This is a genomic window from Streptomyces sp. NBC_00691, assembly GCF_036226665.1.
GTDB lineage: Bacteria > Actinomycetota > Actinomycetes > Streptomycetales > Streptomycetaceae > Streptomyces.
In genome coordinates this window covers 7,633,455-7,659,782 of the sequence record NZ_CP109007.1, presented here as the reverse complement: position 1 = coordinate 7,659,782, position 26,328 = coordinate 7,633,455, and the positions used below count along the sequence as shown (strand labels likewise).

18 protein-coding genes are annotated in these 26,328 nt (G+C 72.4%); all 18 read left to right on the top strand.

Annotated features, from left to right (window positions below; all coding sequences use genetic code 11):
* Window positions 1-58: 58 nt before the first annotated feature.
* The gene (locus OG392_RS34345; RefSeq protein ID WP_329286035.1) at window positions 59-2,500 is read left to right on the top strand and encodes a polysaccharide lyase 8 family protein; all 2,442 of its coding nucleotides are present in this window, start codon (window positions 59-61) and stop codon (window positions 2,498-2,500) included.
* Between the two features lie 96 nt (window positions 2,501-2,596).
* Complete coding sequence (locus OG392_RS34340) at window positions 2,597-3,379, top strand: heparin lyase I family protein (RefSeq protein WP_329286032.1); 783 nt, start codon at window positions 2,597-2,599, stop codon at window positions 3,377-3,379.
* A 575-nt stretch (window positions 3,380-3,954) separates the two neighbouring features.
* Window positions 3,955-5,433: a sugar transferase gene (locus OG392_RS34335; protein ID WP_329286030.1), complete on the top strand. Its 1,479-nt coding sequence runs from the start codon at window positions 3,955-3,957 to the stop codon at window positions 5,431-5,433.
* Window positions 5,434-5,506: 73 nt separating this feature from the next.
* Complete coding sequence (locus OG392_RS34330; RefSeq protein WP_329286027.1) at window positions 5,507-6,823, top strand: nucleotide sugar dehydrogenase; 1,317 nt, start codon at window positions 5,507-5,509, stop codon at window positions 6,821-6,823.
* Window position 6,824: 1 nt separating this feature from the next.
* The gene (locus OG392_RS34325) at window positions 6,825-8,078 is read left to right on the top strand and encodes a glycosyltransferase family 4 protein (protein WP_329286026.1); all 1,254 of its coding nucleotides are present in this window, start codon (window positions 6,825-6,827) and stop codon (window positions 8,076-8,078) included.
* A complete protein-coding gene (locus tag OG392_RS34320) occupies window positions 8,075-9,472 on the top strand; it encodes a Wzz/FepE/Etk N-terminal domain-containing protein (RefSeq protein WP_329286024.1) in 1,398 nt (465 codons plus the stop codon). Before OG392_RS34325 ends, OG392_RS34320 begins: the two co-directional genes overlap by 4 nt.
* Window positions 9,469-10,992: a Wzz/FepE/Etk N-terminal domain-containing protein gene (locus tag OG392_RS34315; RefSeq protein ID WP_329286022.1), complete on the top strand. Its 1,524-nt coding sequence runs from the start codon at window positions 9,469-9,471 to the stop codon at window positions 10,990-10,992. Before OG392_RS34320 ends, OG392_RS34315 begins: the two co-directional genes overlap by 4 nt.
* 3 nt (window positions 10,993-10,995) lie before the next feature.
* Window positions 10,996-12,930: an asparagine synthase (glutamine-hydrolyzing) gene (gene asnB / locus OG392_RS34310; protein WP_329286019.1), complete on the top strand. Its 1,935-nt coding sequence runs from the start codon at window positions 10,996-10,998 to the stop codon at window positions 12,928-12,930.
* 16 nt (window positions 12,931-12,946) lie between these two features.
* Complete coding sequence (locus OG392_RS34305) at window positions 12,947-15,133, top strand: bi-domain-containing oxidoreductase (protein WP_329286018.1); 2,187 nt, start codon at window positions 12,947-12,949, stop codon at window positions 15,131-15,133.
* A complete protein-coding gene (locus OG392_RS34300) occupies window positions 15,130-17,091 on the top strand; it encodes a heparinase II/III family protein (protein ID WP_329286016.1) in 1,962 nt (653 codons plus the stop codon). Before OG392_RS34305 ends, OG392_RS34300 begins: the two co-directional genes overlap by 4 nt.
* An 8-nt stretch (window positions 17,092-17,099) precedes the next feature.
* Window positions 17,100-18,683, top strand: coding sequence for a right-handed parallel beta-helix repeat-containing protein (locus tag OG392_RS34295; RefSeq protein ID WP_329286015.1), 1,584 nt, complete (start codon window positions 17,100-17,102; stop codon window positions 18,681-18,683).
* Between the two features lies 1 nt (window position 18,684).
* The gene (locus OG392_RS34290) at window positions 18,685-19,977 is read left to right on the top strand and encodes an O-antigen ligase domain-containing protein (protein ID WP_329286012.1); all 1,293 of its coding nucleotides are present in this window, start codon (window positions 18,685-18,687) and stop codon (window positions 19,975-19,977) included.
* Window positions 19,978-19,984: 7 nt separating this feature from the next.
* Window positions 19,985-21,265 carry a glycosyltransferase family 4 protein gene (locus tag OG392_RS34285; RefSeq protein ID WP_329286009.1) on the top strand — a complete coding sequence of 427 codons (1,281 nt, stop codon included), beginning with the start codon at window positions 19,985-19,987 and terminating at the stop codon, window positions 21,263-21,265.
* Window positions 21,262-22,497 carry a class I SAM-dependent methyltransferase gene (locus OG392_RS34280; protein WP_329286008.1) on the top strand — a complete coding sequence of 412 codons (1,236 nt, stop codon included), beginning with the start codon at window positions 21,262-21,264 and terminating at the stop codon, window positions 22,495-22,497. Before OG392_RS34285 ends, OG392_RS34280 begins: the two co-directional genes overlap by 4 nt.
* Window positions 22,494-23,303, top strand: a complete 810-nt coding sequence (locus tag OG392_RS34275) for a glucose-1-phosphate cytidylyltransferase (protein WP_329286005.1) — start codon at window positions 22,494-22,496, stop codon at window positions 23,301-23,303. The genes OG392_RS34280 and OG392_RS34275 overlap by 4 nt, the downstream gene beginning before the upstream one ends.
* Window positions 23,300-23,947, top strand: a complete 648-nt coding sequence (locus tag OG392_RS34270) for a PIG-L deacetylase family protein (protein WP_329286003.1) — start codon at window positions 23,300-23,302, stop codon at window positions 23,945-23,947. Before OG392_RS34275 ends, OG392_RS34270 begins: the two co-directional genes overlap by 4 nt.
* A gap of 3 nt (window positions 23,948-23,950) precedes the next feature.
* Entirely contained in the window at window positions 23,951-24,976 is a 1,026-nt protein-coding gene (locus tag OG392_RS34265; protein WP_329286002.1) for an NAD-dependent epimerase/dehydratase family protein, read from the top strand.
* A complete protein-coding gene (locus OG392_RS34260) occupies window positions 24,973-26,271 on the top strand; it encodes a DUF4910 domain-containing protein (protein ID WP_329286001.1) in 1,299 nt (432 codons plus the stop codon). Before OG392_RS34265 ends, OG392_RS34260 begins: the two co-directional genes overlap by 4 nt.
* Window positions 26,272-26,328: the final 57 nt, after the last annotated feature.

The window sequence follows — 26,328 nt, the reverse complement described above, 5'->3', positions numbered from 1 at the left end:
TACGAGCCAGCGACAGCGCCGAGGCAACGACGCGCTCCTCCCGTAAAGGTCGTCCCCCATGCCATCTCCCTGGCCTCGCCGCACCTTCCTCCACGCCGCCGGCGGGGGCGCGCTCGCCCTCGGACTCACCGGGACGCTCGCGCACCCGTCCGGCGCCTCCGAAGTCCCCGGCACCGCGGGGACGTTCACCGCCACGTCCGACGGGGAGTTCGACGTCCTGCGCGGCAAGTGGCGCGAGCTCATCCTCGGTACGGGCTTCAGCCCGACGGCCGAACCGTTCCGGGGCATCCTCGGCACGCTCGGCTCGACCGCGGCGGGCTACCTGGCGACCATGACGCCGGCGAGCGGCTCGCTCTGGCCGGGCCGCTCCTGGGCCGACCCGGAGCCCGATCTCGACGCCGAGTCGTACGCCTTCTCCGCGACCATGAACGACAGTTACAACCGGCTGCGGACCATGGCCGAGGCGTACGCGCAGCCGGGCACCGGACTCACCGGCGACACCGCGCTCCGCGACGCCGTCCTCACCGGCCTCGACCACCTCTACGCCGAGGTCTACAACGAGCGCACGACGCGGTACGGCAATTGGTACAACTGGCAGATCGGCGCTCCGCAGGCCCTGATGGACACCTGCGTACTGATGTACGACCACCTGTCGGCGACGCGGATAGCCGACTACTGCCGGGCCGTGGACGCGTTCGTGCCGGATACGGTCTTCGCCTCGTACACCGGGACCAGCACCGGTGCCAACCGGGTCGACCTGTGCCGCGGGGTCGTCCTGCGCGGAATCGTCGGCAAGGACCCCGCCAAGATCACGCTGGCGGCCCAGGCCCTGGCCCCCGTCTTCCCCTACGTCACCTCGGGCGACGGCTTCTACGACGACGGGTCCTTCGTCCAGCACCGCAAGGTCCCCTACATCGGCGGCTACGGCGCGGTCCTGCACGACGGCGTGGGCCGGCTGCTCGCCCTGCTGCGCGGTTCGAGCTGGGAGGTGACGGGGCCCGGCACGCAGCTCTTCCTCGACACGATCGAGAAGGCCGTCGCGCCGTTCATCCACAACGGCCTGATCATGGACAACGTCAGCAGCCGGGGCATCAGCCGCGTCGGCACCAGCGATCACCAGCGGGCCCACGGTCTGATGGCGACCATCCTGCTGGTCGGCCAGGGGGCGAGCCCCGAGGAGAACGCCCGCTGGCGGGCGATGGTCAAGGGCTGGCTCCAGCGCGACTCCTACTACCCGGCGCTCAAGAACCCCGGCCTCAGCCTGATCAGGGCATCGCTGCTGCAGGCGCTGCAGGACGACACCTCCGTGAAAGCCGCCCCCGAGCCCGTCGAGCACCGGCTGTTCCCCAGCATGGCGCGGGCCACCCACCGGCGCCGCGACTGGACGGCCTCCTTCTCCATGGCCTCGAACCGCATCGCCCACTACGAGTTCGGCAACGGCGAGCACGCCCGCGGCTACCACACGGGCGCCGGCTGGCTCTCCTGGTGGGGCGGCGACTTCGGTCTGGAGCAGTACTCGGACGCCTACTGGCCCACCGTCGACCCGTACCGGCTGCCCGGCATCACCGCCTCGCGCAAGCCGCTCGCCGACGGCGAGGGCGGCAACTGGGGGCAGCCCATGCCGGACGCGGCCTGGGTCGGCGGCACGACCGACGGCGAGTACGCCGCCATCGGCCAGCACCTCAAGGGGCTGTCCAGCACCCTGGACGCCAGGAAGTCCTGGTTCTGCCTCGACGACTCCGTCGTCTGCCTCGGCGCGGGCATCACCGCCACGGACGGCCACACCGTCGAGACCACCGTCGACAACCGCGCCCTCGGCGCCACGGGAGCCCCGGTGCTCACGGTCGACGGCCGGCCGCAGCCGGTGACCCAGGGGTGGAAGGCCACCTTCGGCGACGCCGACTGGGCCCATATCGCCGGGCAGGCGGGCTATGTCTTCCCCGGCGGCACCAGGCTCGGCGCGGTGCGCGAGGAACGCACCGGCTCCTGGCGCGACATCAACACCGGCGGCACCCCCGACCCCGTCACCCGCCGCTACCTGACCCTCTTCACCGACCACGGCGTCGACCCGACCGACGGCGACTACGCGTACGTCCTGCTCCCGGGGGCGAGCGCCCGGACCACCGCGCTCCGCGCCCACGACCGGGGATGGCTGCGGATCCTCGCCAACTCCCGTGCGCAGCAAGGCGTTCGGGTGCCGAGGCTGGGGCTCACCGCGGTGAACTTCTGGAGCGCGGGCACCGTCGAGCGGCTCCGGGCGAGCGCCCCCGCCTCCGTGCTCGTACGGGAACACCGCAACGGCACGGCGACCCTCGTCGTCTCGGACCCCGCCCGGCAGGCCACCTCACTGGACATCGTCTGGAACCGCAGGGTGACCAAGGTGCTGTCCACGCCCGCCACGGTCACCGCCGCCACGACCGGCGAGTCGCTGAAGCTCACCTTCGGCGACCTCACCGGCCGGGCCGGCGCACCCCAGAAGGTCACCGTCCGCCTCGGCTGAGCCCGAGCCGGAGACGCGCGCCCGGGGCGTGAACACCCCCAACACCACCCGGGCGCGCGCCTCTTGCCGACTCTGCTCTCCCCTCCGGAGGAATTCATGCATCACAGCGTCACCCGAGGTGCCCCCCGCGTCTCCCCCTCGGCCACCCCTCACTCCCCCGCCGACCGGCCGGCCCGCCGCCGGCGCCGGTGGCTGTCGGCCGTCGCGGCTCTCGCCGCGGCACTCCCGCCGGTCCTGGCGACGCCCGCGCACGCGTCCGTCGAGTGGAACGGCGACGCGGACAACGGCGGCACCGCCGTGTTCGACGCGGTCCTCTGCGACTCCCCGTCGTACGTCTACCAGCCGGACTGGGGCGACGGCCGCGGGAAGGTCTTCGGCTTCACCAAGGCGGTGGGGTCCGAGCGGTGCGAGGGGCACGGCATCGCCGGGCGCACCCTGACGTCCGGCCGGACGTACTGGTTCGGCTGGGAGTCCATGACGAAGACCGGAGACGCCCAGACCGTCTTCCAGTGGAAGTCGTGGGGCACCGGCGCCGAACACGACCAGAACTACCCGGTGATCATGAAGGTCGAGGACAGCCGGCTGAAGATCTGGTACGTCGCCCCGGGCGAGCAGTGGATCGCCCTCGGCGACGTCGCCTGGACGCCGGGCACATGGAACAGGATCGAGCTGGGCATCGACGCCCGGTCCTCCACGACCGGTTCCGTACTCCTCTATGTGAACGGCCGGTTGGTCGCGGACCGACGGAACGCGCGGACCTGGGATCTCAAGGGGAACGTCCCCCGCTGGGGCTCGTACGGCTCCACCATCACGGACGTCGAATCGGTCCACTGGGTCGACGGCCTGAGGATGGGCACGACACGGGCCGACGTCGACTGAAACATGCGACGGGGGGCGCGTGGTCTCCACAGGGGTCAGGACGGACGCACTTCGGCGCGAACAGGCTAAAGAACAAGCCAAGCACGACTCTCCCGGCACCTCCGCTTCGGCGCGGAACCGGAGGTGCCGGAAGCCCGGAGTGATCGCGTCGTCACAGGTCACCCGGCATGTACCCGTCGTCAAGGCGATCGGCGGCCGTCACCCTTCGGTGACTTCACCTTCAAAGGTTCAGCACAAATTGCATACATCCCCTCTCCAGACGGGCCCCGATGCTCTAGATTGACCATGCTTCACAGCTCGGACACCAGGCGACAAAACATGATCTTTCGATCCAGCGCCGGGGGCGGCCGTCAACGGCGTCCCCTGTCGCCTGAATGAGCGTGTTCACGTGACGCTGCAACACCGGTACGTCATGCCCGGGGAAGGCGGGGGCCCTCCCTGGTGAGAGGAACAGCGCGGCGCGGGAGGCGGGGGCCTCCCGAGGGGAGGAGCGGCGCGGGGGGCGGGGGTGCCTCCCGGGGGGAGGAACCGTGTGGAGCCAACACGTCGAGCCCACTGACGCCCTGGGGGGGTCTGTGCAGCAGGGTGAGTTAGTCAGTCCTTTTCCATCGGCGCCCGGGCGTCTGGAGAACGGATCGTTCAGTCGTGCCACGATCGACTGGGAACAGCGGTACCGCCGGACCGTGATCACCAGTGACACCGTGGCCACCGCCTTCGTGGTGGCGGCGATCGGTGGATTCTTCGGGGGCCGTGACGCGGCCAACTGGCACGAGAAGTGGAGGATCCTCGCCTTCGCCACCGAGCTGCTCGTGCTCGCGGCGCTCGCGGTGAGCCGGTCCTGGTCCCCGGCCGTACTCGGCCAGGGCGCCGAGGAGTTCCGCCGGCTCGGACGCTCCCTGTGCACGGCCGCCGTCGTCCTGGCGCTGGTCGGGATAGCCCTGACCTCGCGGAACATCAAACTCTGGATCTTCGTCGCGATACCGGTGATCGCGCTCGTCACCATGACCGAGCGCTATCTGCTCCGCCTCTGGCTCCACAGACAGAGGAAGGAGGGACGGTGTCTGCGCCCGGTGCTCGCCGCAGGCAGCCGGGCCACCGTGCGCGACCTGATCGACCGGACCCGCAAGTTCCCGCACCTCGGCTGGCGCGTGGAGGCGGTGTGCACGGCGGACAGCCCCGGCCTCGACGCCGACCAGGTGGACGGGGTGCCCGTCGTCGGTGAACTGGCCGACGTCGCGGGCCATGTGCGCCGCGACGGATACCGGGTCGTCGCGGTCACACCCGACCCTCACTGGTCGCCCGACCGGCTGCAGCGACTGGCGTGGAACCTCGAGGGCAGCGACGCCGAGATGGTCGTCGCCCCCGTCCTCATGGAGGTGGCGGGCCCGCGGCTGCACGTCGACGCGGTGCTCGGGATCCCGCTGCTGCGGGTCAGCATGCCGACCTTCACCGGCGGTCGCCGGGCGGTCAAGGAGGTCGTCGACCGGATGGGCGCGGCGCTCCTGCTGATGCTCTTCGCACCGCTGATGGCGCTGGTCGCGCTGCTCGTCCTGGTGGACAGCCGGGGCGGGGCGGTCTACCGCCAGCGCAGGGTCGGCAAGGACGGCCGGGAGTTCACCATTCTCAAGTTCCGCACCATGGTCGTCGGGGCCGACGCGGCGCGGGCCGAGCTGGCCCACCGCAACGAGGGCGCCGGCCTGCTGTTCAAGCTCCGCCGCGACCCGCGGGTGACCCGGGTGGGAACGGTGCTGCGCCGCTACTCGCTCGACGAACTGCCGCAGCTCTTCAACGTGCTCACCGGCTCCATGTCACTGGTCGGCCCACGGCCCCCGCTGCCGGAGGAGTCCGCCGCGTACGGCCCGGACATCCGGCGACGTCTCCTCGTGAAGCCCGGGCTCACCGGCCTGTGGCAGATCAGCGGACGGAGCGACCTGTCGTGGGAGGAGGCGGTCCGGCTGGACCTGCGCTACGTGGAGGACTGGTCGCTCGCCCTGGACACGGTGATCTTGTGGAAGACGCTGCGTGCGGTGATCCACGGAAAGGGGGCCTACTGATGCGCGGGGGACGTCGTCCGGTCGGCTCGGGGACGGCAGGCCGCAAGGGCCTGCCCAGGGGGAGGAACAGGGCATGAGAGTCAGCGTTTTCGGGCTCGGCTACGTGGGCTGCGTGTCGGCCGCGTGCCTGGCCAGCCTCGGTCACGAGGTCATCGGCGTGGATGTGAACCAGGTGAAGGTCGACCTGGTCAACGACGGCAAGGCCCCGGTGGTCGAGGAGCGGATCGGCGAGCTCATCGCCGACGTCGTGCGGGCCGGCACGTTACGCGCCACCCGGGACGTCCGTGAGGCGATCATGGGCAGCGATGTGTCGCTGGTCTGTGTGGGCACGCCGTCGGAGCCCAACGGCAGCCTGTGCACCACCTACCTGGAGCGGGTCACCGAGGAGATCGGCGCCGCAGTGGCCGAGCGGGGCGGCCGGCAGACCGTCGTGTTCCGCAGCACCATGCTGCCGGGCACGTGTCTGAACCTCCTGGTCCCGATCCTGGAGAAGTTCTCCGGCGGCACGGCCGGGGTGGACTTCGGGGTCGCGGTCAACCCGGAGTTCCTGCGCGAGGGCACGAGCGTGCGGGACTTCTTCGACCCGCCCAAGACCGTCATAGGCGAGCTCGACCCGGCGAGCGGCGACGTCGTCGCGGCACTGTACGACGGGCTGCCCGGCGAGGTGTTCCGGGTGCCGGTCCCGACGGCCGAGGCGATCAAGTACGCGGACAACGCCTTCCACGGCCTCAAGATCGGCTTCGCGAACGAACTCGGCGCCGTGTGCCAGGCGCTCGGAGTGGACTCGCACCAGGTGATGGACGTCTTCCTGGCCGACCGCAAACTCAACATCAGCCCCGCCTATCTGCGGCCCGGCTTCGCCTTCGGTGGCTCCTGCCTGCCGAAGGACCTGCGCAGCCTGGTCCACGCGGCACGGCGGCACGACGTCTCGGTGCCGATCCTCGCCCATGTGCTCCCCTCCAACGCCGACCATCTGCAGCGTGCGGTCGAGCTGGTCGAGCGCACCGGCAAACGCCGGGTGGGCATGTTCGGGCTGTCCTTCAAGCCCGGCACCGACGACCTCCGCGAGAGCCCGCTCGTCGAGCTGGCGGAGCGGCTCTTCGGCAAGGGGTACGACCTGCGGATCTACGACCCCAACGTGAACCTCTCCCGGCTGCTCGGCGCGAACCGCGAGTACATCGAGACCCGGCTGCCGCACCTCGCGCAGCTGCTCGCGGACTCCGTCGACGAGGTGCTCGACCATGCCGAGGTGTGCCTGGTCGGGACCGGGGATCCGGCCGTCCTGGCGGCGCTGCCCCATGGCGACAGCCCGGTGATCGTCGATCTCATCCATCTTCCCGACGCCGACGCGCGCCGGGCCGAACCGGGGTACGTGGGCCTTGCTTGGTGACATGAACGGGGACGACGGGCCGGCTCGGCGCGCGCTCGTCCTGGTGGAGAACCTGTCGGTGCCCTTCGACCGGCGGGTGTGGCAGGAGTGCACGACACTGCGCGACGCGGGCTGGGAGGTGCACGTCATCTGCCCCCGGGGAGAGAAGCGGGACACGGAGCCGGAGGCGGTGATCGACGGGGTGCGGATCCACCGCTACCCCTTGCGCGCCGCCACCGGCGGACCGGCCGGCTACCTGCGGGAGTACGGGACGGCGCTGTGGCACACGATCCGGCTGGCGCGCGAGGTCGGCCCGGTCGACGTGGTCCACGCCTGCAATCCGCCGGACCTGCTGTTCCTGCCGGCCCGCTGGCTGAAGCGGCGCGGCGCCCGGTTCGTCTTCGACCAGCACGACCTGGTGCCCGAGCTGTACCTCTCCCGGTTCGACCGAGGCGAGGACCTGCTCTACCGCGCCGTGTGCGCGCTGGAGCGGATGACCTACCGGGCCGCGGACGTGGTGCTCGCCACGAACGAGAGCTACCGGGACGTCGCGCTGCGCCGTGGCGGCCGACGGCCGGAGGACGTCTTCGTGGTGCGCAGCGCGCCCGACATCGACCGGTTCCACCCGGTGCCGCCCGAGCCGGAACTGAAGCACGGCAAGCCCCATCTGCTGTGCTACCTCGGTGTCATGGGACCGCAGGACGGCGTCGACTACGCCCTGCGGGCCCTCGCGAAGCTGCGCGACGAGCTCGGGCGGACCGACTGGCACGCCGTGTTCATCGGCTCCGGCGACGCCCACGACGCGATGGTCGAGCTGTCCCGGCGGCTCGGGCTCTCGGAACAGGTGGAGTTCACGGGCCGCATTCCGGACGCCGACCTGGCGCGCTACCTGTCCACCGCGGACGTGTGCCTCTCTCCCGACCCGCGCAATCCGCTCAACGACGTGTCGACGATGAACAAGGTCCTCGAGTACATGGTGATGGGCCGGCCCATCGTGTCGTTCGACCTCCGGGAGGCACGGGTCTCCGCCGGTGACGCAGCCGTGTACGCGCCCGCCAACGACGAGGCCGCGTTCGCCGGGCTCGTCGCGCGGCTCCTCGACGACCCGGAGGAGCGCGCCCGGATGGGCAAGATCGGCCAGGAACGCATCAGCGGGCAGCTCGCCTGGCGGCACTCGCAGCAGTCGCTGCTGGCCGCCTACGCCGCCGCCTGCCGTGATCAGACCCCCGTGTCGCTGAACGGCCCGGTCCGGACGGGGAGAAGGCCGCGCCGTTGAGCGATGACACCATACGTCTGGTCACGATCGGACGGATCCTCCGTCGGCGTGGGCGCCTTCTCACCGTCCTGGCCGTGGTGGGCGCGCTCCTCGGCTACGGCACCTCCCTGCTTCTTCCGCCCCGCTACACGACATCGGCATCGGTGCTGCTGCCCGGGGCGTGGGAGGAGCGCGAGCTGCTGACCCAGGCGGAGATCGCGACCAGTTCGGTGGTGGTCGACCGCGCGGCCGCCGAGCTCGGCTGGGCCGGTGTCGACGGCATCGAGCTGCGGGACCGGGTGAGCGCCAAGGCCGCGGACGGGAACATCATCAAGATCTCGGGCACGGCGGACACCCCGGAGCGCGCACAGCGTCTGTCCGACACGGTCGCCCAGCAGTTCGTCACCTTCGCCGCGCAGATCATGGGAGCCGAGAGCGACCCCGAGGCGGCGGCGCGGCCCGAGGCACTGCGGCAGCTGGTGGTGAAGACCACCCGCCGCATCAACGAGCTGGCCGACGAGGCCGGTCCGGGGCAGAGCGTGGAGAGCGTGCAGACCCGTACCGAGCTGGCGAAGCTGCGCACCGCGCTGCAGGAGGCCGTGGACAAGCTGGACAAGGCCGAGACGACCGACGACCGGCCCGCCATGGTCGTCATGGGCCCGGCGGCCCGGCCGGCCGGGGAGGCACCGCCGACGAGGGTGCAGCTCATCGTCGCCGGGGCGCTGCTGTTCGTCCTGTGCGCGGTCATCGGCCATCTCGCCGCCGCGCGCATGGGCCGTCGGCCGCGCACCGGGGCGGACATCACCGCGGCACTGGGCACGACGCTGCTCGGCGCCGTCGACGTCCCCGGTGAACGGGCCGCGCACCGGAAGAAGGGCGGTGGCCCCCGGGCACTGTTCCGCCGTCTGCTCGGCGTCGACGTCCGCTGGGACCTCCCGGCCCCGGGAGCCTCCGGGGACGACGAGAGCCGGCGGATCCGGTACCGGCGGGTGTGCGCCCGCCTCCGGGACCGGCTGCCGGCCCCCCGGCGGCTGCTGGTCGTCGTCCCGGACGGCGACGAGGTCGCCCGCCGGGCGGCCGAACAGCTCGTCGCCGAGGCCGGGAACGACTCCTCTCCGGACTCCTCGGGCGGCGGTCTGCTCGTCCTGCACGTCGTCGGGGTCTCGCTGTCCCGGCCGATGGTGCCGGACCGCGCGGGCGAGTCCGGTGCCGTGGTCGTGGTCAGCGCGGGCAGCTGGACCGCAGGGGAACTCGCGGGGATCGCCGAGGCCTGCGCCGACGCCCGGCACGAGGTCGTCGGCACCGTCCTCGCCGGCGCGGTCTGGGCCCGTCCCGCGCGCTCGTCCGGCCGTCCCCGCCGTACCGCCCCGCAGGCCGTCGCGGTCGGCGCCGACGCGACCGGGGGTGAAGGGTGACGACCCGCACGACGCCGGAGTCGGCGTCCCCCGCTCCCCTGCTCGACCTCCAGGTGCTGGTGGTGGCGGTCCGCAGGCGACGCCGCCTCTGGGGTTCCATGGCCCTCATCGGCCTCCTCCTCGGCGTGGCCATGGCCGTGCTGATGCCACCCCCGCCGACCGCGACGACCAAGCTCCTGGTGGCACACCAGGAGGACCAGCCCAACGACCCGGGGACCCTCATCCGGACCGACGCCGCGCTGCTGCAGACCACCCGGATCGCCGACCAGGCGCTGCGGTCCCTCGGCTCCCGGGAGAAGCCCGAGGAGTTCATGAAGGACTACGAGGGTGTCGGCCTGACCAACAACCTGCTGCGGATCGACGTGGCGGGTGACAGCGACGCGGAGGCCGTGGCGCGCGCCCGGGCGCTCGCCGACGCGTTCGTCGCGGACCACGTCAGGCGCATAAGGGAAGCCGCGAACGCCGAGTCCAAGGCCCTGCTCGACCAGCGGGACCGGCTGCGGGCCGACCTCGCCCAGGTCGACAAGGCCATCGGCGAGGGGTCCGCGGAGAACGGGCCGAAGGTGTCGGCGAACATGGAGTCGCTCTTCGCCCGCCGGGCCGAACTCACCTCGCAGATATCCGACTTCGGCCGACGCGCCGCGGAGGCGCGGATCGGCACGCCCCGGCTCATCGCCGGTACGCAGATCGTGGACGCGCCCCGCGCGGTGCGGCACTCCCTGCCCAGGACCGCCGCCATGAACGCCGCGATCGGGCTGGCCCTGGGGCTCGCCCTCGGGCTCGCGGTGGCCGCGGTGGGCGCGGTGGTGGCGGACCGCCCGGTGCTGCGCCGGGAGATCGCGGCGAACCTCGGCGCCTCCGTCATCGCCGAACTGCCCCGCCGGTCACCCCGGTTGTGGCAGCGCCGCCGGGCGCGGGCGGCCCGGACCCGGCTCACGGCATCCCTGGCCCGCACCGTCCGGGGCTCCGCGGGAGCGGTGTCGCTGCTCGAACTGGGCTCCGCCCGTGCCACCACCGGGATCGCCCTGGACCTGGCCGGCGCGCTCGCGGCGGACGGGCCCGTGGCCGTCATCGACGGTCTGCCCGGACTGCCGCTCACGCATCGCCGCCCGAAGCCGGAGGACCCGACGGTGGTGAGCGCCGAGCGCGCCGCCTCCGTGCCGCACCAGCAACGGCGCCTCGGCGTCGGCTCGGTGGCACCCGGTACGGCGTGGACCGACCTCCAGCACCTGGGCACCCGGACGGTCCTCGTCGTACGCGCCGGGCACGGCAGCGCCGCCTGGCTGCACACCGTGGCGCGGCACCTCGCGGACCAGCGCATCGCGGTCATCGGTGTGGTGCTGATCGACCCCGATCCGGCCGACCGGACCGACGGCACGCTGTGGGACGGGCCGCACGCCGCGCCGCGCGGCGAGGGCGAACGGCCGGCCCGGCCGAACGGGACCGGGCGGCGGAAGGCGGAGCGGCTGCCGATGTGGGCGGCGCGGGTTCCGGACAACGACGACCAGGAGGGGCGGTAGGACATGTGTGGCATCGCAGGCACGTACCGATGGCCGGACGGGAAGGTCGTGACCGACCGGCTCACCGACACCCTCGCGCACCGCGGTCCGGACGGGGCGGGCCGGTACAGCCATCGCGCCGGTGACGGCGAGGTGCACCTCGGGCACCGCCGGCTGGCGATCGTCGACCTGTCGGAGACCGGCGCGCAGCCGATGGTCTCCGACGGACTCGTGCTGACGTACAACGGCGAGCTGTACAACGCGCCCGAGCTGCGGGCCGAGCTGGCGGCGGGCGGGGTGCGCTTTCGCGGTACCTCGGACACGGAGGTGCTGCTGGAGGCGTGGCGGCGCTGGGGCTCGGACTGTCTGCCCCGGCTGCGCGGCATGTTCGCGTTCGGGATCTTCGACGAGCGCACCGGGGAGCTGGTGCTCGCCAGGGACCAGCTCGGCATCAAGCCGCTGTTCCTGCTCCGGCGCGGGGAGGGTCTGGTCTTCGCCTCCGAGCTGAAGGCGCTGGCCGCCGCCACCGGCGGATCGCTGGGGGTGGACGACGCGGCGCTGGTGGCCTCGCTCCTCTACTACTGGGTGCCGGACTCGCGATGCGCGTACCGCGAGGCGGAGAAACTGCCCCCGGGGAGCTGGCTGCGCGTCCGGCCCGACGGCCGGGTGGACCGGGGCCGGTACTGGAACCTGAAGGACGTCGCCGCCGAGGGCCGAGAGCGGGCCCTCGGGGGCGAACTGCCGGACGTGGCCGCCATCGTCGAGGAGTCGACCCGGCGCCATCTGCTCGCCGACGTGCCCGTGGCGACGTTCCTCTCCGGAGGGCTCGACTCCAGCTATCTGACCGCCCTGGCGGCCCGTGACCGGCCCGGGATCTCCGCTTACACCATCGGGTTCCGCGCCGAGGACGCCAAGTTCGAGGCGATGCCGGACGACCTCCGCTATGCGCGTCAGGTGGCCGAGCGGTTCGGCGTCGACCTGCACGAGATCGAGATCGCTCCGGACGTGCTCGATCTGCTGCCGCGGATGACGTACCACCTGGACGAGCCGATCGGCGACCCCGCCGCGATCAACACGTTCCTGATCTGCTCGGCCGCCCGGGAGGCCGGGGTCAAGGTGATGCTCTCGGGGATGGGGGCCGACGAGCTGTTCGCCGGGTACCGCAAGCACCTGGCCAACACGATCGCGCTGCGCTACCAGCGCGTCCCGGGCCCGCTGCGGCGCGGGGTGTCCGCGGCGGTGGACCGGCTGCCGGTGGCCACGGCCCGCCGGGGCTACCGGTCGGTGCGCTTCGCCAAGCGGTTCCTCTCCTTCGCCGACCTGCCGGAGGAGACCGCGTTCCGGCGCAGCTACACCATGTACGACCAGGAGGAGCTGCTCGCCCTGGTGAACCCGGATCTGGCCGGGACGGTCGGGGACGTGCTGACCGAGCACGCGGACGTCTACGAGGACAACGAGCTCGACGACTTCGTCAACCGCATGTGCCTGGGCGACGCCCGGATGTTCCTGCCGGGCCTGAACCTCGCGTACACGGACCGGTCGAGCATGGCCGCGTCCACCGAGGTGCGGGTGCCGTACGTGGACGTCGAGGTGGTCAGGGCGGCGTTCGCCGTGCCCGGCGACCGCAAGATCGTCGGGCGGCAGGGCAAGGCCGTCCTCAAGGAGGCGGCCACCTCGGTCCTGCCACGGGAGATCGTGTACCGGCCCAAGGGTCTGTTCAGCGCCCCGCTGCGGGCCTGGATGAGCCGGGATCTGGCCCCGCTGGTGCGCGAGGTGGTGAACGACGGCGTCCTCGTCCGGAACGGCTTCCTGCGCCGCGACGCGCTGGCGCGCATGGTCGCCGAGGACGCCGCCGGGCAGCGGGACTTCTCCAAGCATCTCTGGCACGTGCTGACCCTCGAGTACTGGTATCGCGGCGCGACCTCCGGGTCCGGCCGGGACACGCACGAGAAAGCTTAGGAACAAGGGGACTTCGGTGAAACAGGTTGTACAGAACTACAAGACCGGCGAACTCGCGGTGCTCGACGTGCCGGTACCGGGGTGCAAGCCGGGCGGCGTGCTCGTCCGCACCTCCTACTCGCTGATATCGACCGGGACCGAGCTGATGAAGGTCTCCGAGGCCGGCATGTCGATGCTGGGCAAGGCCCGCTCCCGCCCGGACCAGGTGGCCAAGGTCATGCAGAGCGTGGCGACCAACGGGCTTCCCGCCACCTACCAGAAGGTGATGGGCAAGCTGGACTCGTACACCCCGCTGGGCTATTCGCTGTGCGGCGTGGTGGAGCAGGTCGGCCCCGGCGTCGACGACGTGAAGGTCGGCGACGTCGTGGCCTGCGCGGGCAACGAGCACGCCCTGCACGCCGAGCTGAACTGGGTGCCGAAGAACCTCTACGCCAAGGTGCCGGACGGCCTCGCGCCGCGGTACGCGGCCTTCGGCACCGTCGGATCGATCGCGATGCAGGGCGTCCGGCAGGGCGAGCCGCAGCTCGGCGAAACGGCGCTCGTCATCGGTCTCGGGCTGATCGGGCAGCTGGTGGTGCAGCTCCTCACCGCCTCGGGCGTCCGCGTCGTCGGGGCCGACCCCGACCCGGCGCGGTGCGAGCTCGCCGAGCGCCTGGGCGCCGTGGCCTGCGGTGATCCCGGTTCCACGGCCGTGGAGGCCGCCGTCGCCGAACTCACCGACGGTCACGGCGTGGACCAGGTGTACCTGGCCGCCGGCGGCGGCAGCAATCAGCCCGTCGAGCTCGCCGCCCGGCTGTGCCGGGACCGCGGCCGCGTCGTCGACATCGGCAAGTGCCGCCTGGACCTGCCGTGGAACGCGTACTACGAGAAGGAGCTGGACGTCCGGTTCTCCCGCTCGTACGGCCCCGGGCGCTACGACCCGGAGTACGAGCTGGAGGGGCGGGACTACCCGATCGGCTACGTCCGCTGGACCGAGCGCCGCAACCTGGCGTGCTTCCTGGACCTCATGGCCCGCGGCAGTGTCGACGTGGAGCCCCTGGTGTCCCACGTCGCCGGCTTCGACGACGCCGTCGACACGTACCGGCGGCTGAAGGACGGCGACCTGAAGGCCGTGGCCGTGCTGTTCCGGTACCCGGAGGAGAAGGACGAGGCATCGGCCCCGGCACCGGCGGTGGCCGTGCCCGCGGTCCGCCGCGGTGCCGGAGCGCCCGCCCTGTCCCGGCCGGCGAACGCGCCGGTGCGCCTCGCGTTCGTCGGCGCGGGCAACTACGCGACGTCGATGCTGCTGCCGCACCTGGCCAAGCGCGACGGCGTCGAACTGTCCACCGTGGTCACCACGACCGCGCTGTCCGCGGCCAACGCGCAGCGGAAGTTCGGCTTCGCCGAGGCGACCACCGATCTCGACGCGGTGCTCGGCGACGCATCCATCGACGCGGTGTTCGTCGTCACCCGGCACAGCTCGCACGCCGAACTGACCCGCAGGGCGCTGCTCGCCGGCAAGTCGGTCTTCGTGGAGAAGCCCCTCGCCCTCTCCGAGGACGAGCTGGCCGGGGTCCTCTCGGCCGTGGAGGAGTCCGGCAACGACCGGCTGCAGGTCGGCTTCAACCGCCGGTTCGCGCCGCTGCTGCAGGAGGCCAAGGCCCGGTTCGGCGTCCGGACCGGCCCGGCGAACCTCCGTTACCTGGTCAACGCGGGCCGGCTGCAGCACGGCAGCTGGTACCTCCAGCAGGGCACCGAGGGCTCGCGGTTCGCCGGTGAGGGCGGCCACTTCATCGACACGGCGAGCTGGCTGCTCGGCGCCGATCCGGTCTCGGTGTACGCGGTCTCGACGTCCGGCAGCGACGACCTCCAGGTCGTGCTGCGCTACCCGGACGGGTCCACCGCCACCATCAGCTACGTCACCACCGGAGCGTCGAGCTTCCCCAAGGAGACGCTGGACCTCGTCGCCGACGGCAAGGTGCTGCGGCTCGACGACTTCGTCCGCGCCTCGGTCTACGGCACCAAGCGCTGGGTCAGCTCCCGGCTGCCGCAGGCCAGGAACAAGGGGCAGAACGCCGAGCTGGCCGCGTTCGTCAAGGCGGTGCGCACCGGTGGGCCGATGCCGGTGCCGCTGGAGTCCCTGGTCGCCACCACGGCGGCCACCCTCGCCGTACAGGCCGGTCTGGCCGGTGGCGCGCCCGTGACCCTGGCGGGCGCTCGATGACCATGAGTGCGGGCTGGTACCTCCGGCGGTTGTCCCGGATGGGGCCCCAGGAGGTCGGCGGACGGGTCGGCGACACGGTGCGCAGACGGCGCTGGCGGTCGGCGCTGCCGGACGCGCCGGACGTGACCGGCGCCCGCTTCACCGCCGTCCTGCCCGCCGGGACGATCGCCGCCGTGCCGCCGGACGCGGCGAAGCGGCTCGTCGCCGAGGCGGACCGGCTGATGGCCGGGCACGCCGAGTACTTCGGGGTGCACCGCGACGACCTGACCGACCCGGACTGGTGGTACGACCCGAAGACCGGGCGGCGGGCCCCGTGGGGGTACGCCTTCGACGTGCCCTACCGGAAGGAGGAGACGGTCGGGGACATCAAGCAGATCTGGGAGCTGTCCCGGCACCAGTACCTCACCGTGCTCGCCGCCGCCTACGCGGTCACCGGGGACGATCGGTACGCCGAGCGGGTGGCGAAGCACCTGCGGCTGTGGTGGGCGGCGAACGCGCCGCTGCGCGGGGTGCACTGGATCAGCGGCATCGAACTGGGGATCCGGCTCCTGTCCTGGGTGTGGATCCGCCGGCTGCTGGACGGCTGGCCGGGCGCGGCCGCGCTGTTCGAGGACAACCCGGTGGCGCGGAAGCAGATCTGGCACCACCAGCGCTGGCTGGCCGCCTTTCCCAGCCGGGGGTCCTCGGCGAACAACCACATCATCGCCGAGGCCGCCGGTCAGCTCGCCGCGGCCTGCGCGTTCGCGTGGTTCCCGTCGTCGGCGGGCTGGCGGGCCGACGCGATGCGGTCCCTCGACCGGCATCTGCGGAGCAACACCTTCGGCTCGGGCCTCAACCGTGAGCTGGCCACCGAGTACCACGGGCTGGTGCTCGAACTCGGCCTGGCCGCGGTCGCCGAGGCGGACGCGGCCGGCCTGCCGGTCCCCGCGACCGTCCGGCTGGTGCTGCTGCGGATGACAGACGCGCTCGCCGCCGTCGTGGACGGCCGGTTACGGCCGCCGCGGCAGGGCGACGCGGACGACGGGCACGGTCTCATCGTGGACGGCGCGGGCACCGATCGCTGGGCCTCGCTCCTCGCCACCGGGGGCGCCGTGTTCGGCCGGCTCGACTGGTGGCCGGAGGTGACGGGCACCGATGTCCGCACGCCGCTGCTCGCCGCGCTCGTCCGGCCGTACGCGAGCACGGGACCGGCGGTGACCCGCCCTGCGAGGCGGCCGGCCCACTTCGCCGACGCGGGCATGACGATCCTGCGCGGCCCCGGGGAGATCTGGTGCCGCTGCGACGGCGGCCCGCACGGGTTCCTGTCCATCGCCGCGCACGCCCACGCCGACGCGCTGTCCGTGGAGGTCCGGCACGACGGGGTCGACGTGCTCGCCGACCCGGGCACGTTCTGCTACCACGGGCAGCCCGAGTGGCGGCAGTACTTCCGGTCGACCCTCGGCCACAACACCCTGCAGTGGGACGGCGGCGACCAGTCCGTCTCGGGCGGTCCGTTCCTGTGGACCCGGCACGCCCGCACCCGCGTCCTGGTGGCGGACCCGTCGCCCGGCCCCGCCGGGGGAACGGCCCGCTGGTGCGCCGAGCACGACGGTTACCAGCGCTCCGTGCACCGCCGCCGGGTGGAACTGACCGCCGCCAGCCGGGAGCTGCGCGTGGTGGACGAGGTCCGCGGCGCCCCCGGTGCGGTGCGTCTCGCGTTCCACCTGGGTCCGGCCGTCTCCGCCGACCTGACGGGGAACCGGGCGCTGCTCACCTGGACCCGGGACGGCGAGGACCGCTCGGCGGTGCTCGACCTGCCCGGGGAGCTGTCCTGGCGGGCGCATCGCGGGGAGAACCACCCGCCGCTGGGCTGGTACTCCGCGGGCTTCGGGCGCAAGGAACCCGCCACCACGCTGGTCGGCACCGGCCACGCCGACGGCGTGTCCGGGTTCACCACCGTGCTCGGGTTCAGCGGCTAGGGGGGCGCGTGGGGATCAGGGGGCGGTACGGGGCCTGGGCGGTGACACCACTGACGGTGGTCCTGCTGGTGGCGACCGGCTGCACGAGCACACCGGACGCCCCGGCGCGGGCGACCGGAGGGTCCGGCGCGGCCGCCCCGTTCGGCGCGTCCGCCTCCTCCCACGTCTCCGAGGCGCCCGGCGCGCCCGCCACCTCCCGGGCCCGGGTGTGCGACCGGGCCGTACCCGGGCCGGTGACCGCGCCGCCGGGGGCGGTGACGGTCGACCCCGCGGTCGTCGGCGATCTGGCCACCAAGACCGAGAACAGCCCTCCGCACACCACGTTCTGGCTGCGACCGGGGAGGCACACTCTGGAGTCCGACCCCTACGCGCAGGTCATCGTCAAGGAGGGCGACCGCTACATCGGCGCGCCCGGCGCGGTGCTCGACGGCCGGAAGGTCAACCAGTACGCCTTCGGCGGCACGGCCACCGGCGTGACCCTCAGCCATCTGACCGTGGAGCGCTTCATCGCGCCGCACGACGAGGGCGTGGTCAACCACGACATGGCCGACGGGTGGGTGATCGAGCACACGACCGTCCAGTACAACTCCGGGGCCGGCCTGATGGCAGGTGCGCGCCAGCGGGTCCGCGCCAGCTGTCTGCGGGACAACGGCCAGTACGGCATGAACGCCTACAAGACCGGTGACTCCCTCCGCGGCCTGGTGGTCGAGGGCAACGAGATCGTCGGCAACAACACCGACGACTGGGAGCGGCGGCAGCCCGGCTGCGGCTGCACCGGCGGCATCAAGTTCTGGGCCGTCGACGGCGCCGACGTACGCGGCAACTGGGTGCACGCCAACCGCGGCGCCGGACTGTGGGCCGACAACAACAACAACGACTTCCTCGTCGAGGACAACCTGCTGGAGTCCAACGACGGTGCCGCGCTGATGTACGAGACCAGCTACAACGCGGTCGTCCGGAACAACACGATCCGGCGCAACAACTGGGTCGAGGGCCGCGCGTACGCGAGGGACGGCGACGACTTCCCGTACGCCACGGTCTACGTCTCCGAGGCCGGAGGCGAACCGCGAATCCCGGCCCGCACCGACAGGATCGAGATCTACGGCAACGTGCTGGAGAACAACTGGAACGGGATCACCCTCTGGGAGAACGCCGACCGGTTCTGCAACAGCCCGGCCAACACGTCCACCGGCTACTGCACCCTCCTGGTGAAGGACACCGGCCGCTGCGCGCGGCCCGCGATCGCCGTCGCACCGCTCTACGGAGACTGCCGGTGGAAGACGCAGCGGGTCGACATCCGGGGCAACCGCTTCGTCCTCGACCCGTCCGTCGTGGGCTGCGCGGCGGAGTGCGCGCGGATGGCGGTGTTCGCCAACGACGGCACCTCGCCGGACTGGTCGCCGTACAAGGGCGGGCGGGTGGCGGAGGCGATCACCCACCGGCAGCAGAACCGCTGGCACGGCAACCTGTACCAGGGTCCGTGGAACTTCGTCGCGGGCGACCGGAGCCGGGCGCTGGACTCCCGGCAGTGGCAGGGCGCACCGTACGGGCAGGACGCCGGCAGCAGCTTCGGCCCCCGGGCCGGTGGTTGAGATGGACGACGATCTGAGGCACGACCGGCCGCCGTTCGCGGCGGACCCGGCGGGCCCACGCCCCGCCGACGGGCCGCGCCCCGGCGGCACTCCGAAGGCCGTCGGGATCGTCTGGGCGCTGCTGGGCCTCAACACGCTGGGCTCGGCGGGGGCGAAGACCGTGGTCGCGATCCCCCGCTCCCTCATTCAGATGGCCACCATGGGCGCGCTGGTCGCGGCGTTCGCGCTGGCTCTGGCACTCAACCCCCGGCTGCGGATCCGGCCCAGCGCGTTCGTCCTCCTGCTCACGCTGCTGCTCGTGCCGAGTCTGATCGCCAGCGTGCAGCTGGAGGTCGGGGTCGGCGCGCTGTTCCGCTGCGCCCGGCTGGCTCTCTTCGTCGCCACGCTGTGGCTGCTCACCCGCTGGTGGGACGGCGGACTGACCTTCGTCCGCCACCACATACGGATGTACTTCGCGGTCCTGGTGCTGGTGGCCGCGGGCCTGGCCGTCTCACCGGCGACGGCCATGCCCGAGTACTACGGCGGGCGTCTGGTCGGCGCGCTGTGGCCGCTGACCCCGCCGCAGATCGGCCAGTACGCCGCGGTGGTCATCGGGCTCGCCGTGCTGCTCCTGCTCGGCCGCCGGACCACCGGCGCCGGTGCCGCGGTGGTCATCGTGCCGTCCCTCGTGCTGCTCGCGATGACCCACACCCGGACGGCCACGCTCGGCCTGCTCATCGGGCTCGTGCTGGCGATCGGCTCGCTCATCCTGACGAGCGCCGCCGCCCGCCGGTTCTTCGCCTGGGCGGTGCTGTGCGCGACGGTGGCCGCGGTGGTGTTCAGCTCCGCGCTGCGGGCGTGGTTCCTGCGCGGGCAGAGCCAGGAGAACTTCGCCAACCTGACCGGACGGGCCAAGGTCTGGGACGCGCTCCTCTCGGCGCCCCGGACGACCGGCGAGAGGGTGTTCGGCACGGGCCTGGGCGACAAGTCGTTCGACGGCCTGCCGATCGACAACAGCTGGCTGGCCGTCTACGACGAGCAGGGGCTGGTCGGCGTCACCCTCGTGGCGGCCATCGTCATCGTGCTCGGCGGTGTCGCGCTGCTGCGGCCGCCGTCGCTGCCGAGGGCCTGCGCGATCTTCCTGATCGGCTACTGCGGGATCTCCTCGTACACCGAGGTGGGTCTCGGCGACGCCTCCGCGTATCTGCTCCATCTGGCCCTGGCCGCCTCGCTCCTCGCGGTCCCCGCCCCGGCCACGCCCGTACCGACGCACGACATCACCCGACGCCGTATCCCGCTCTGGGCCAGGAGGTGACCTGAGCATGCATGTCCTCGTGGTCCACAACCGTTACTCCTCGGCGCAGCCGAGCGGGGAGAACCGGGTCGTCGACGAAGAGGTGGGGCTGCTGCGCGCGGCCGGCCACCGGGTCGACCTGTTCGAGCGGCGCAGTGACGACATCGCCGCCCGCTCCCTGCTGGGCAAGGTCGCGGTGCCGCTGCTCGTGCCGTGGAACCCGGCGTCCCGCGCGGAGCTCACCGCCCGGCTCCGCGCCGACCGGCCGGACGTGGTGCACGTCCACAACGTGTTCCCGCTCCTTTCGCCCTCGGTGCTCGCCGCCTGCGCGGACGTCGGCGTTCCCGTCGTCGCCACGCTGCACAACTACACCCAGGTGTGCCCGCCGGGGACGCTGCACCGGGCCGGGCGGCAGTGCACCGAGTGCGTGGGCTCGGCGGCGTCGCTGCCCGCCGTCCGGCACGGCTGCTACCGGAACTCCCGGCTGGCGACGGTGCCGCTCGCGGTCAGCCTGACGGTCAACCGGCGGCGCTGGTGGTCCGGTGTGGAGCGGTTCCTCTGCATCTCCTCGGCCCAGCGCGACGTCCTGGTCCGCTCCGGGATGCCGGCCGAGCGGCTGGCGGTGAAGCACAACTTCGTGCCCGACCCGGGCACCCTCCGGAAGGGCGCGGGCGAGCAGCTGCTCTTCCTCGGCCGGCTCGCGGAGACCAAGGGCGTACGGCTGCTCATGGCCGCCTGGGACGAGGTCGCGGCGGGCGGCGGTGTGGGCGTGCCGCTCGTGATCGCCGGGGCGGGGCCGCTGGAGCCCGAGGTGTCCGCCTGGGCGGCGGGCCGGGAGGACGTCCGGTACGCCGGGCTGTGGGACCCGGAGGAGTGCCGGAGGGCCGTCGCGCGGTCGGTGGCCGTGCTGGCTCCCTCGCTGGCCATGGAGACCTTCGGCCTGGTGGTCGCGGAGGCGATGGCGGCGGGGGTCCCGGCCGTCGCGGCCGCTCACGGCGCCTTCGTCGAACTCGTCGAGGACGGGGTGACCGGCCTGCTGCACCGGCCGGGCGATCCCGCCTCGCTCGCGTCCCGCATCCGCCGGATCGCGGCGGAGCCGGACCGCAACCGGGAGATGGGTGAGGCGGCCCGGCGCCGTTACGAGAAGGGGTTCAGCCCGTCCGTCGGGCTCGAACGCCTCCTTGAGGAGTACCGCACCGCGATCGCGGTGGGGTCGGGCGGCGGGACCAGCGCGCCGCCGGCAGGGCATGAAGAGACCGGCTCGCCGCGGGGCACCCGCGCGAGCGGAGATGGGGGGCAGGAGAAATGACACGATGCCGACTCTGCGGTTCGGCGGCGCTGGCCAGCGTCGTCGACCTGGGGGCGACTCCGCCGTGCGAGAGCTTTCTCGCCGCGGACCGACTGGACCGGCCCGAGCCCGCGTACCCGCTGCACCTGCGGGTCTGCACGGACTGCTGGCTCGCGCAGATCCCGCCGCTGATCACGCCGGAGGAGACGTTCCAGGAGTACGCGTACTTCTCCTCGTACTCGACCTCCTGGGTGGAGCACGCGCGCACCTACGTCGCCGACGCCGTGCGGCGGGTCGGGCTCGGCCCCGACGCCTTCGTGGTCGAGGTCGCGAGCAATGACGGGTACCTGCTGAAGCACGTGGTGGACCGGGGGATCCGCTGCCTCGGCATCGAGCCGTCGGTGAACGTCGGTGCGGCGGCCCGGGACGCGGGGGTGCCCACGCTCACGGCGTTCCTTTCGCCGGAGACGGGCTCGGCCGTCCGCGCCCAGCACGGCCCGGCGGACCTGGTCGTCGCCAACAACGTGTACGCGCACATCCCCGACGTGGTCGGCTTCACCGAAGGGCTGCGCGCCCTGGTCGCGGACGACGGCTGGGTCTCCGTCGAGGTGCAGCACCTGCTGACCCTGATCGAGGAGAACCAGTACGACACGATCTACCACGAGCACTTCCAGTACTACACGGTGGCGTCCGCCGCCCGGGCGCTCGCGAGCGGCGGGCTCACGCTCGTCGACGTCGAGCTGCTGCCCACGCACGGCGGCTCCATCCGGCTGTGGGCGCGGCCGTCCGAGGTGGCCGGCGAGCCGAGCCGCCGGGTGGCGGAGGTCCTCGACCGGGAGAAGGCCGCCGGGCTCCAGGAGCTGTCCGGGTACGCGGAGTTCTCCGCCCGGGTGGCCAAGGTGCGCCGGGACCTCCTGCGGTTCCTCATCGACGCCGCCGAGCGCGGCGAGACGGTGGTCGGCTACGGCGCCCCGGGCAAGGGCAACACCCTCCTCAACCACTGCGGCATCCGGCCCGACCTGCTCGCCTACACGGTCGACCGCAACCCCTACAAGCACGGCCGTTTCACGCCGGGCACCCGCATCCCGATCCTGCCGCCCGAGCGGATCGCCGCCGACCGGCCGGACTACGTCCTCGTCCTCCCGTGGAACCTGCGGGACGAGCTGGTCGAGCAGCTGTCCTTCGTGCACGAGTGGGGCGGCCGGCTCGTCTTCCCCATCCCGGAACTGAGCGTTGTCGAGGTGAAGGCATGAAGGTCGTCCTGTTCTGCGGCGGTTACGGGCTGCGGATGCGCAGCGGAGCCACCGACGACATCCCCAAGCCGATGGCGATGGTCGGTCCCCGCCCGCTGATCTGGCACGTCATGCGCTACTACGCGTCCTTCGGGCACACGGAGTTCATCCTGTGCCTCGGGTACGGGGCCCACCACATCAAGAACTTCTTCCTCACCTACGAGGAGACGACGTCCAACGACTTCGTCCTGCGGGGCGGGAGGACCGAGCTGCTCTCCACCGACATCGCCGACTGGACGATCACGTTCGCGCAGACCGGCATCGAGTCGCCGATCGGCGAGCGGCTGCGCCGGGTGCGCCACCATCTGGACGGCGACGAGATGTTCCTCGCCAACTACGCCGACGTGCTCACCGACGCCCCGCTGCCGGAGATGATCGACCGGTTCTCCCGGCGTGACGCCGGCGCGTCGATGATGGTGGTGCCGCCGCAGTCCTCGTTCCACTGCGTGGACCTGGGTGACGACGGTCTGGTGGGCGGCATCACGGCGGTGAGCGACATGCCGCTGTGGGAGAACGGCGGCTACTTCGTGCTCCGCCAGGAGGTCTTCGACCACATACCCGAGAACGGCGACCTGGTCGCCGACGGCTGTGCCCAACTGGCCAAGCGCGGAAGGCTGGTGGCCTACCAGCACCGCGGCTTCTGGAAGCCGACCGACACCGTGAAGGAGCGGGCCGCGCTCGACGCCGCGTACACCCGCGGCGACCGCCCGTGGGCCGTGTGGGAGCGGGACGGCGTGAGCACGGGCGCGTCGGCGGGGTCCGCGTGATCCGGCTCGGCTCCGGGAGCCTGGAGCGGATCGTCGCGGTGGGGGCGCACTGCGACGACATCGCCATCGGCGCGGGCGGCACGCTGCTGACCCTGTGCCTCGCGCGGCCGGGCGTACGGGTCGACGCGCTGGTGCTCTCCGGCGGCGGCGGCGAGCGTGAGGAGGAGGAGCGCGCCGCGCTCGCCGCCTTCTGCCCGGGAGCCGACCTGCGGCTGACCGTGCTCAAGCTGCCGGACGGCCGGCTGCCCGCGCACTGGGAGGAGGCCAAGTCCGCGGTCGAGGAGCTGCGCGCCCGGACCGAGCCCGACGTGATCCTCGCGCCGCGCACCGACGACGCGCACCAGGATCATCGCGGCCTGGCACGGCTGCTTCCCACCGCGTTCCGCGACCATCTCGTACTCGGCTACGAGATCGTCAAGTGGGACGGCGACCTCGGTCGGCCGATGGCGTACCAACCGCTGTCGCCGGAGGTCGCCGAGGAGAAGGTACGGCTGCTGCAGGAGCACTACCCCTCGCAGCGGCACCGTCCCTGGTACGACCGGGAGGCCTTCCTCGGCCTGGCCCGGATCCGCGGTATCGAATGCCACGCGCGGTACGCCGAGGCGTTCGCGGTCACCAAACTCACTCTCGATCTGGGGGAATGAACCTTGCGCGTACTGCTGACGGGACACCAGGGCTACCTGGGCACCGTGATGGCCCCGGTCCTCTCCGCCGCCGGGCACGAGGTCGTCGGTCTCGACTCCGGCCTGTTCGCGGACTGCGTGCTCGGCCCGTCGCCGGCGGACCCGTCCGGACATCGGGTGGACCTGCGCGACGTGACGGCCGAGCACGTGGCCGGGGTGGACGCCGTGATCCATCTGGCCGCGCTCTCCAACGACCCGCTGGGGTCGCTGGCGCCGGACCTCACCTACGACATCAACCACCACGCCTCCGTACGGCTCGCCCGACTGGCCAAGGAGGCCGGGGTGGGGCGCTTCCTGTACGCGTCCACCTGTTCCGTCTACGGCGCCGCGGGCGGTGACGCGCTGGTGGCGGAGGACGCCCCGCTGCGCCCCGTGACGCCGTACGCGGAGTCCAAGGTGCGGGTGGAGGACGATCTGCACGCGCTCGCCGACGGCCACTTCAGCCCGGTGTACATGCGCAACGCCACCGCGTTCGGCTTCTCGCCGCGGCTGCGCGCCGACATCGTGCTGAACAACCTGGTGGGCCACGCCCTGCTGTCCGGCGAGGTGCTCGTGATGTCCGACGGCACGCCCTGGCGTCCGCTGGTGCACGCCGCCGACATCGCGCGGGCCTTCACCGCCGCGCTGACGGCTCCGCGCGAGGCGGTGCACGACCGGGCGTTCAACATCGGCAGCGAGATCAACAACGTCACGGTCGCCGAGATCGCCGGGCAGGTCGCCGAGGCGGTGTCGGGCTCGAAGGTGGTGATCACCGGGGAGACCGGTGCCGATCCGCGCTCGTACCGGGTGGACTTCTCCCGGTTCCGGGCCGCGCTGCCCGGTTTCGACTGCGAGTGGTCGGTGAAGCGCGGCGCGCTCGAACTCGCCGACGCCTACCGCGAGTTCGCCCTCACGCGGGAAGGCTTCGAGCGTCGCTTCACCCGGCTCGCCGTGCTGCGCGCGGCGTCCGAGAACGGCACCGTCGACGACACCCTGCGGTGGCGCCGATGACCGCGGCCGGCGAGGAGCCGACGACCTCGGCCGGCGGGCGGATGCACGCACTGGTGGAGCGGCTCTACCCGCTCTGCCGGAGCATCACCGGCGACGGGGTGCGCGCCACCCTGGACATTGTCGGCGAGTACGTTCCGCTGGAGGTGCACGAGGTGCCGACCGGGACGCAGGTGCTCGACTGGACGGTGCCCCAGGAGTGGAACATCCGGGACGCGTACATCGCCGACGCGGCGGGCAACCGGGTCGTCGACTTCGCGGCGTCCAGCCTGCACGTGCTCGGCTACAGCGTGCCGGTGGCGCGGACCATGCCGCTGTCGGAGCTGCGGGAGCATCTGCACACCCTGCCGGACCACCCGACGTGGGTGCCGTACCGGACCAGTTACTACACGCCGGAATGGGGGTTCTGCCTGGCCCAGGAGACCCTGGACGCGCTGCCGGACGGCGAGTACGAGGTGTGCGTCGACTCCACGCTCGCGGACGGGCACCTCACCTACGCCGAGCACGTGGTCCCCGGGCAGGTCGCCGAGGAGGTGATCGTCTCCTGTCACGTCTGCCACCCCTCGCTGGCCAACGACAACCTGGCCGGCATCGCGGTGGCGACGTTCCTGGCGATGGCGCTGGCCGAGGAGACGCCGTACTACACCTACCGGTTCATCTACGCGCCCGGCACCATCGGTGCGATCACCTGGCTCGCCCGCAACGCGGAGCGGATCGAGAAGGTCAGGCACGGGCTCGTGCTGGCCTGTGCCGGCGACCCCGGCCGGCTGACGTACAAGCGGAGCAGGCGCGGCGACGCGGAGATCGACCGGGTGCTGCGGCACGTCCTGACCTCCTCCGAACGCCCGCACCACATCACCGAGTTCACTCCGTACGGCTACGACGAGCGGCAGTACTGCTCGCCCGGCTTCGATCTCGGTGTCGGTTCGCTCAGCCGGACCCCGTACGCCGGGTACCCCGAGTACCACACCTCGGCGGACAACCCCGGCTTCGTCTCCCCGGAGGCGATGGAGGACACGCTGACCGTCTGCCGGGAGGCGTTCTCCCTGCTCGACCGCAACCGGCGGTACGTCAACCTCAGCCCGTACGGTGAACCGCAGTTGGGACGCCGCGGGCTGTACGACTCGCTCGGCGGCCGCAGCGACGCCAAGCAGGCCCAGATGGCCATGCTGTGGGTGCTCAGCATGGCCGACGGCGAGCGCGGTCTGCTGGATGTCGCCGAGCGGTCCGGGCTGCCGTTCGACTCGGTGGCCGGCGCGGCCGACGCGCTGGCCTCCGCCGGACTGATCAAGGCGTGATGTGACGAGCACCGAGAGGGAGAGGACGACGACGCCCGCGGACCCGGCCGGACCCGG

Excerpts from the sequence above, each read along its gene's own strand:
- OG392_RS34325 (WP_329286026.1), top strand. The coding sequence starts at position 6,825 with ATGAACGGGGACGACGGGCCGGCTCGGCGCGCGCTCGTCCTGGTGGAG.
- OG392_RS34280 (WP_329286008.1), top strand. The coding sequence starts at position 21,262 with ATGACACGATGCCGACTCTGCGGTTCGGCGGCGCTGGCCAGCGTCGTC.
- OG392_RS34345 (WP_329286035.1), top strand. The coding sequence starts at position 59 with ATGCCATCTCCCTGGCCTCGCCGCACCTTCCTCCACGCCGCCGGCGGG.
- OG392_RS34285 (WP_329286009.1), top strand. The coding sequence starts at position 19,985 with ATGCATGTCCTCGTGGTCCACAACCGTTACTCCTCGGCGCAGCCGAGC.
- OG392_RS34300 (WP_329286016.1), top strand. The coding sequence starts at position 15,130 with ATGACCATGAGTGCGGGCTGGTACCTCCGGCGGTTGTCCCGGATGGGG.
- OG392_RS34275 (WP_329286005.1), top strand. The coding sequence starts at position 22,494 with ATGAAGGTCGTCCTGTTCTGCGGCGGTTACGGGCTGCGGATGCGCAGC.
- OG392_RS34290 (WP_329286012.1), top strand. The coding sequence starts at position 18,685 with ATGGACGACGATCTGAGGCACGACCGGCCGCCGTTCGCGGCGGACCCG.
- OG392_RS34260 (WP_329286001.1), top strand. The coding sequence starts at position 24,973 with ATGACCGCGGCCGGCGAGGAGCCGACGACCTCGGCCGGCGGGCGGATG.
- OG392_RS34330 (WP_329286027.1), top strand. The coding sequence starts at position 5,507 with ATGAGAGTCAGCGTTTTCGGGCTCGGCTACGTGGGCTGCGTGTCGGCC.
- OG392_RS34340 (WP_329286032.1), top strand. The coding sequence starts at position 2,597 with ATGCATCACAGCGTCACCCGAGGTGCCCCCCGCGTCTCCCCCTCGGCC.
- asnB (WP_329286019.1), top strand. The coding sequence starts at position 10,996 with ATGTGTGGCATCGCAGGCACGTACCGATGGCCGGACGGGAAGGTCGTG.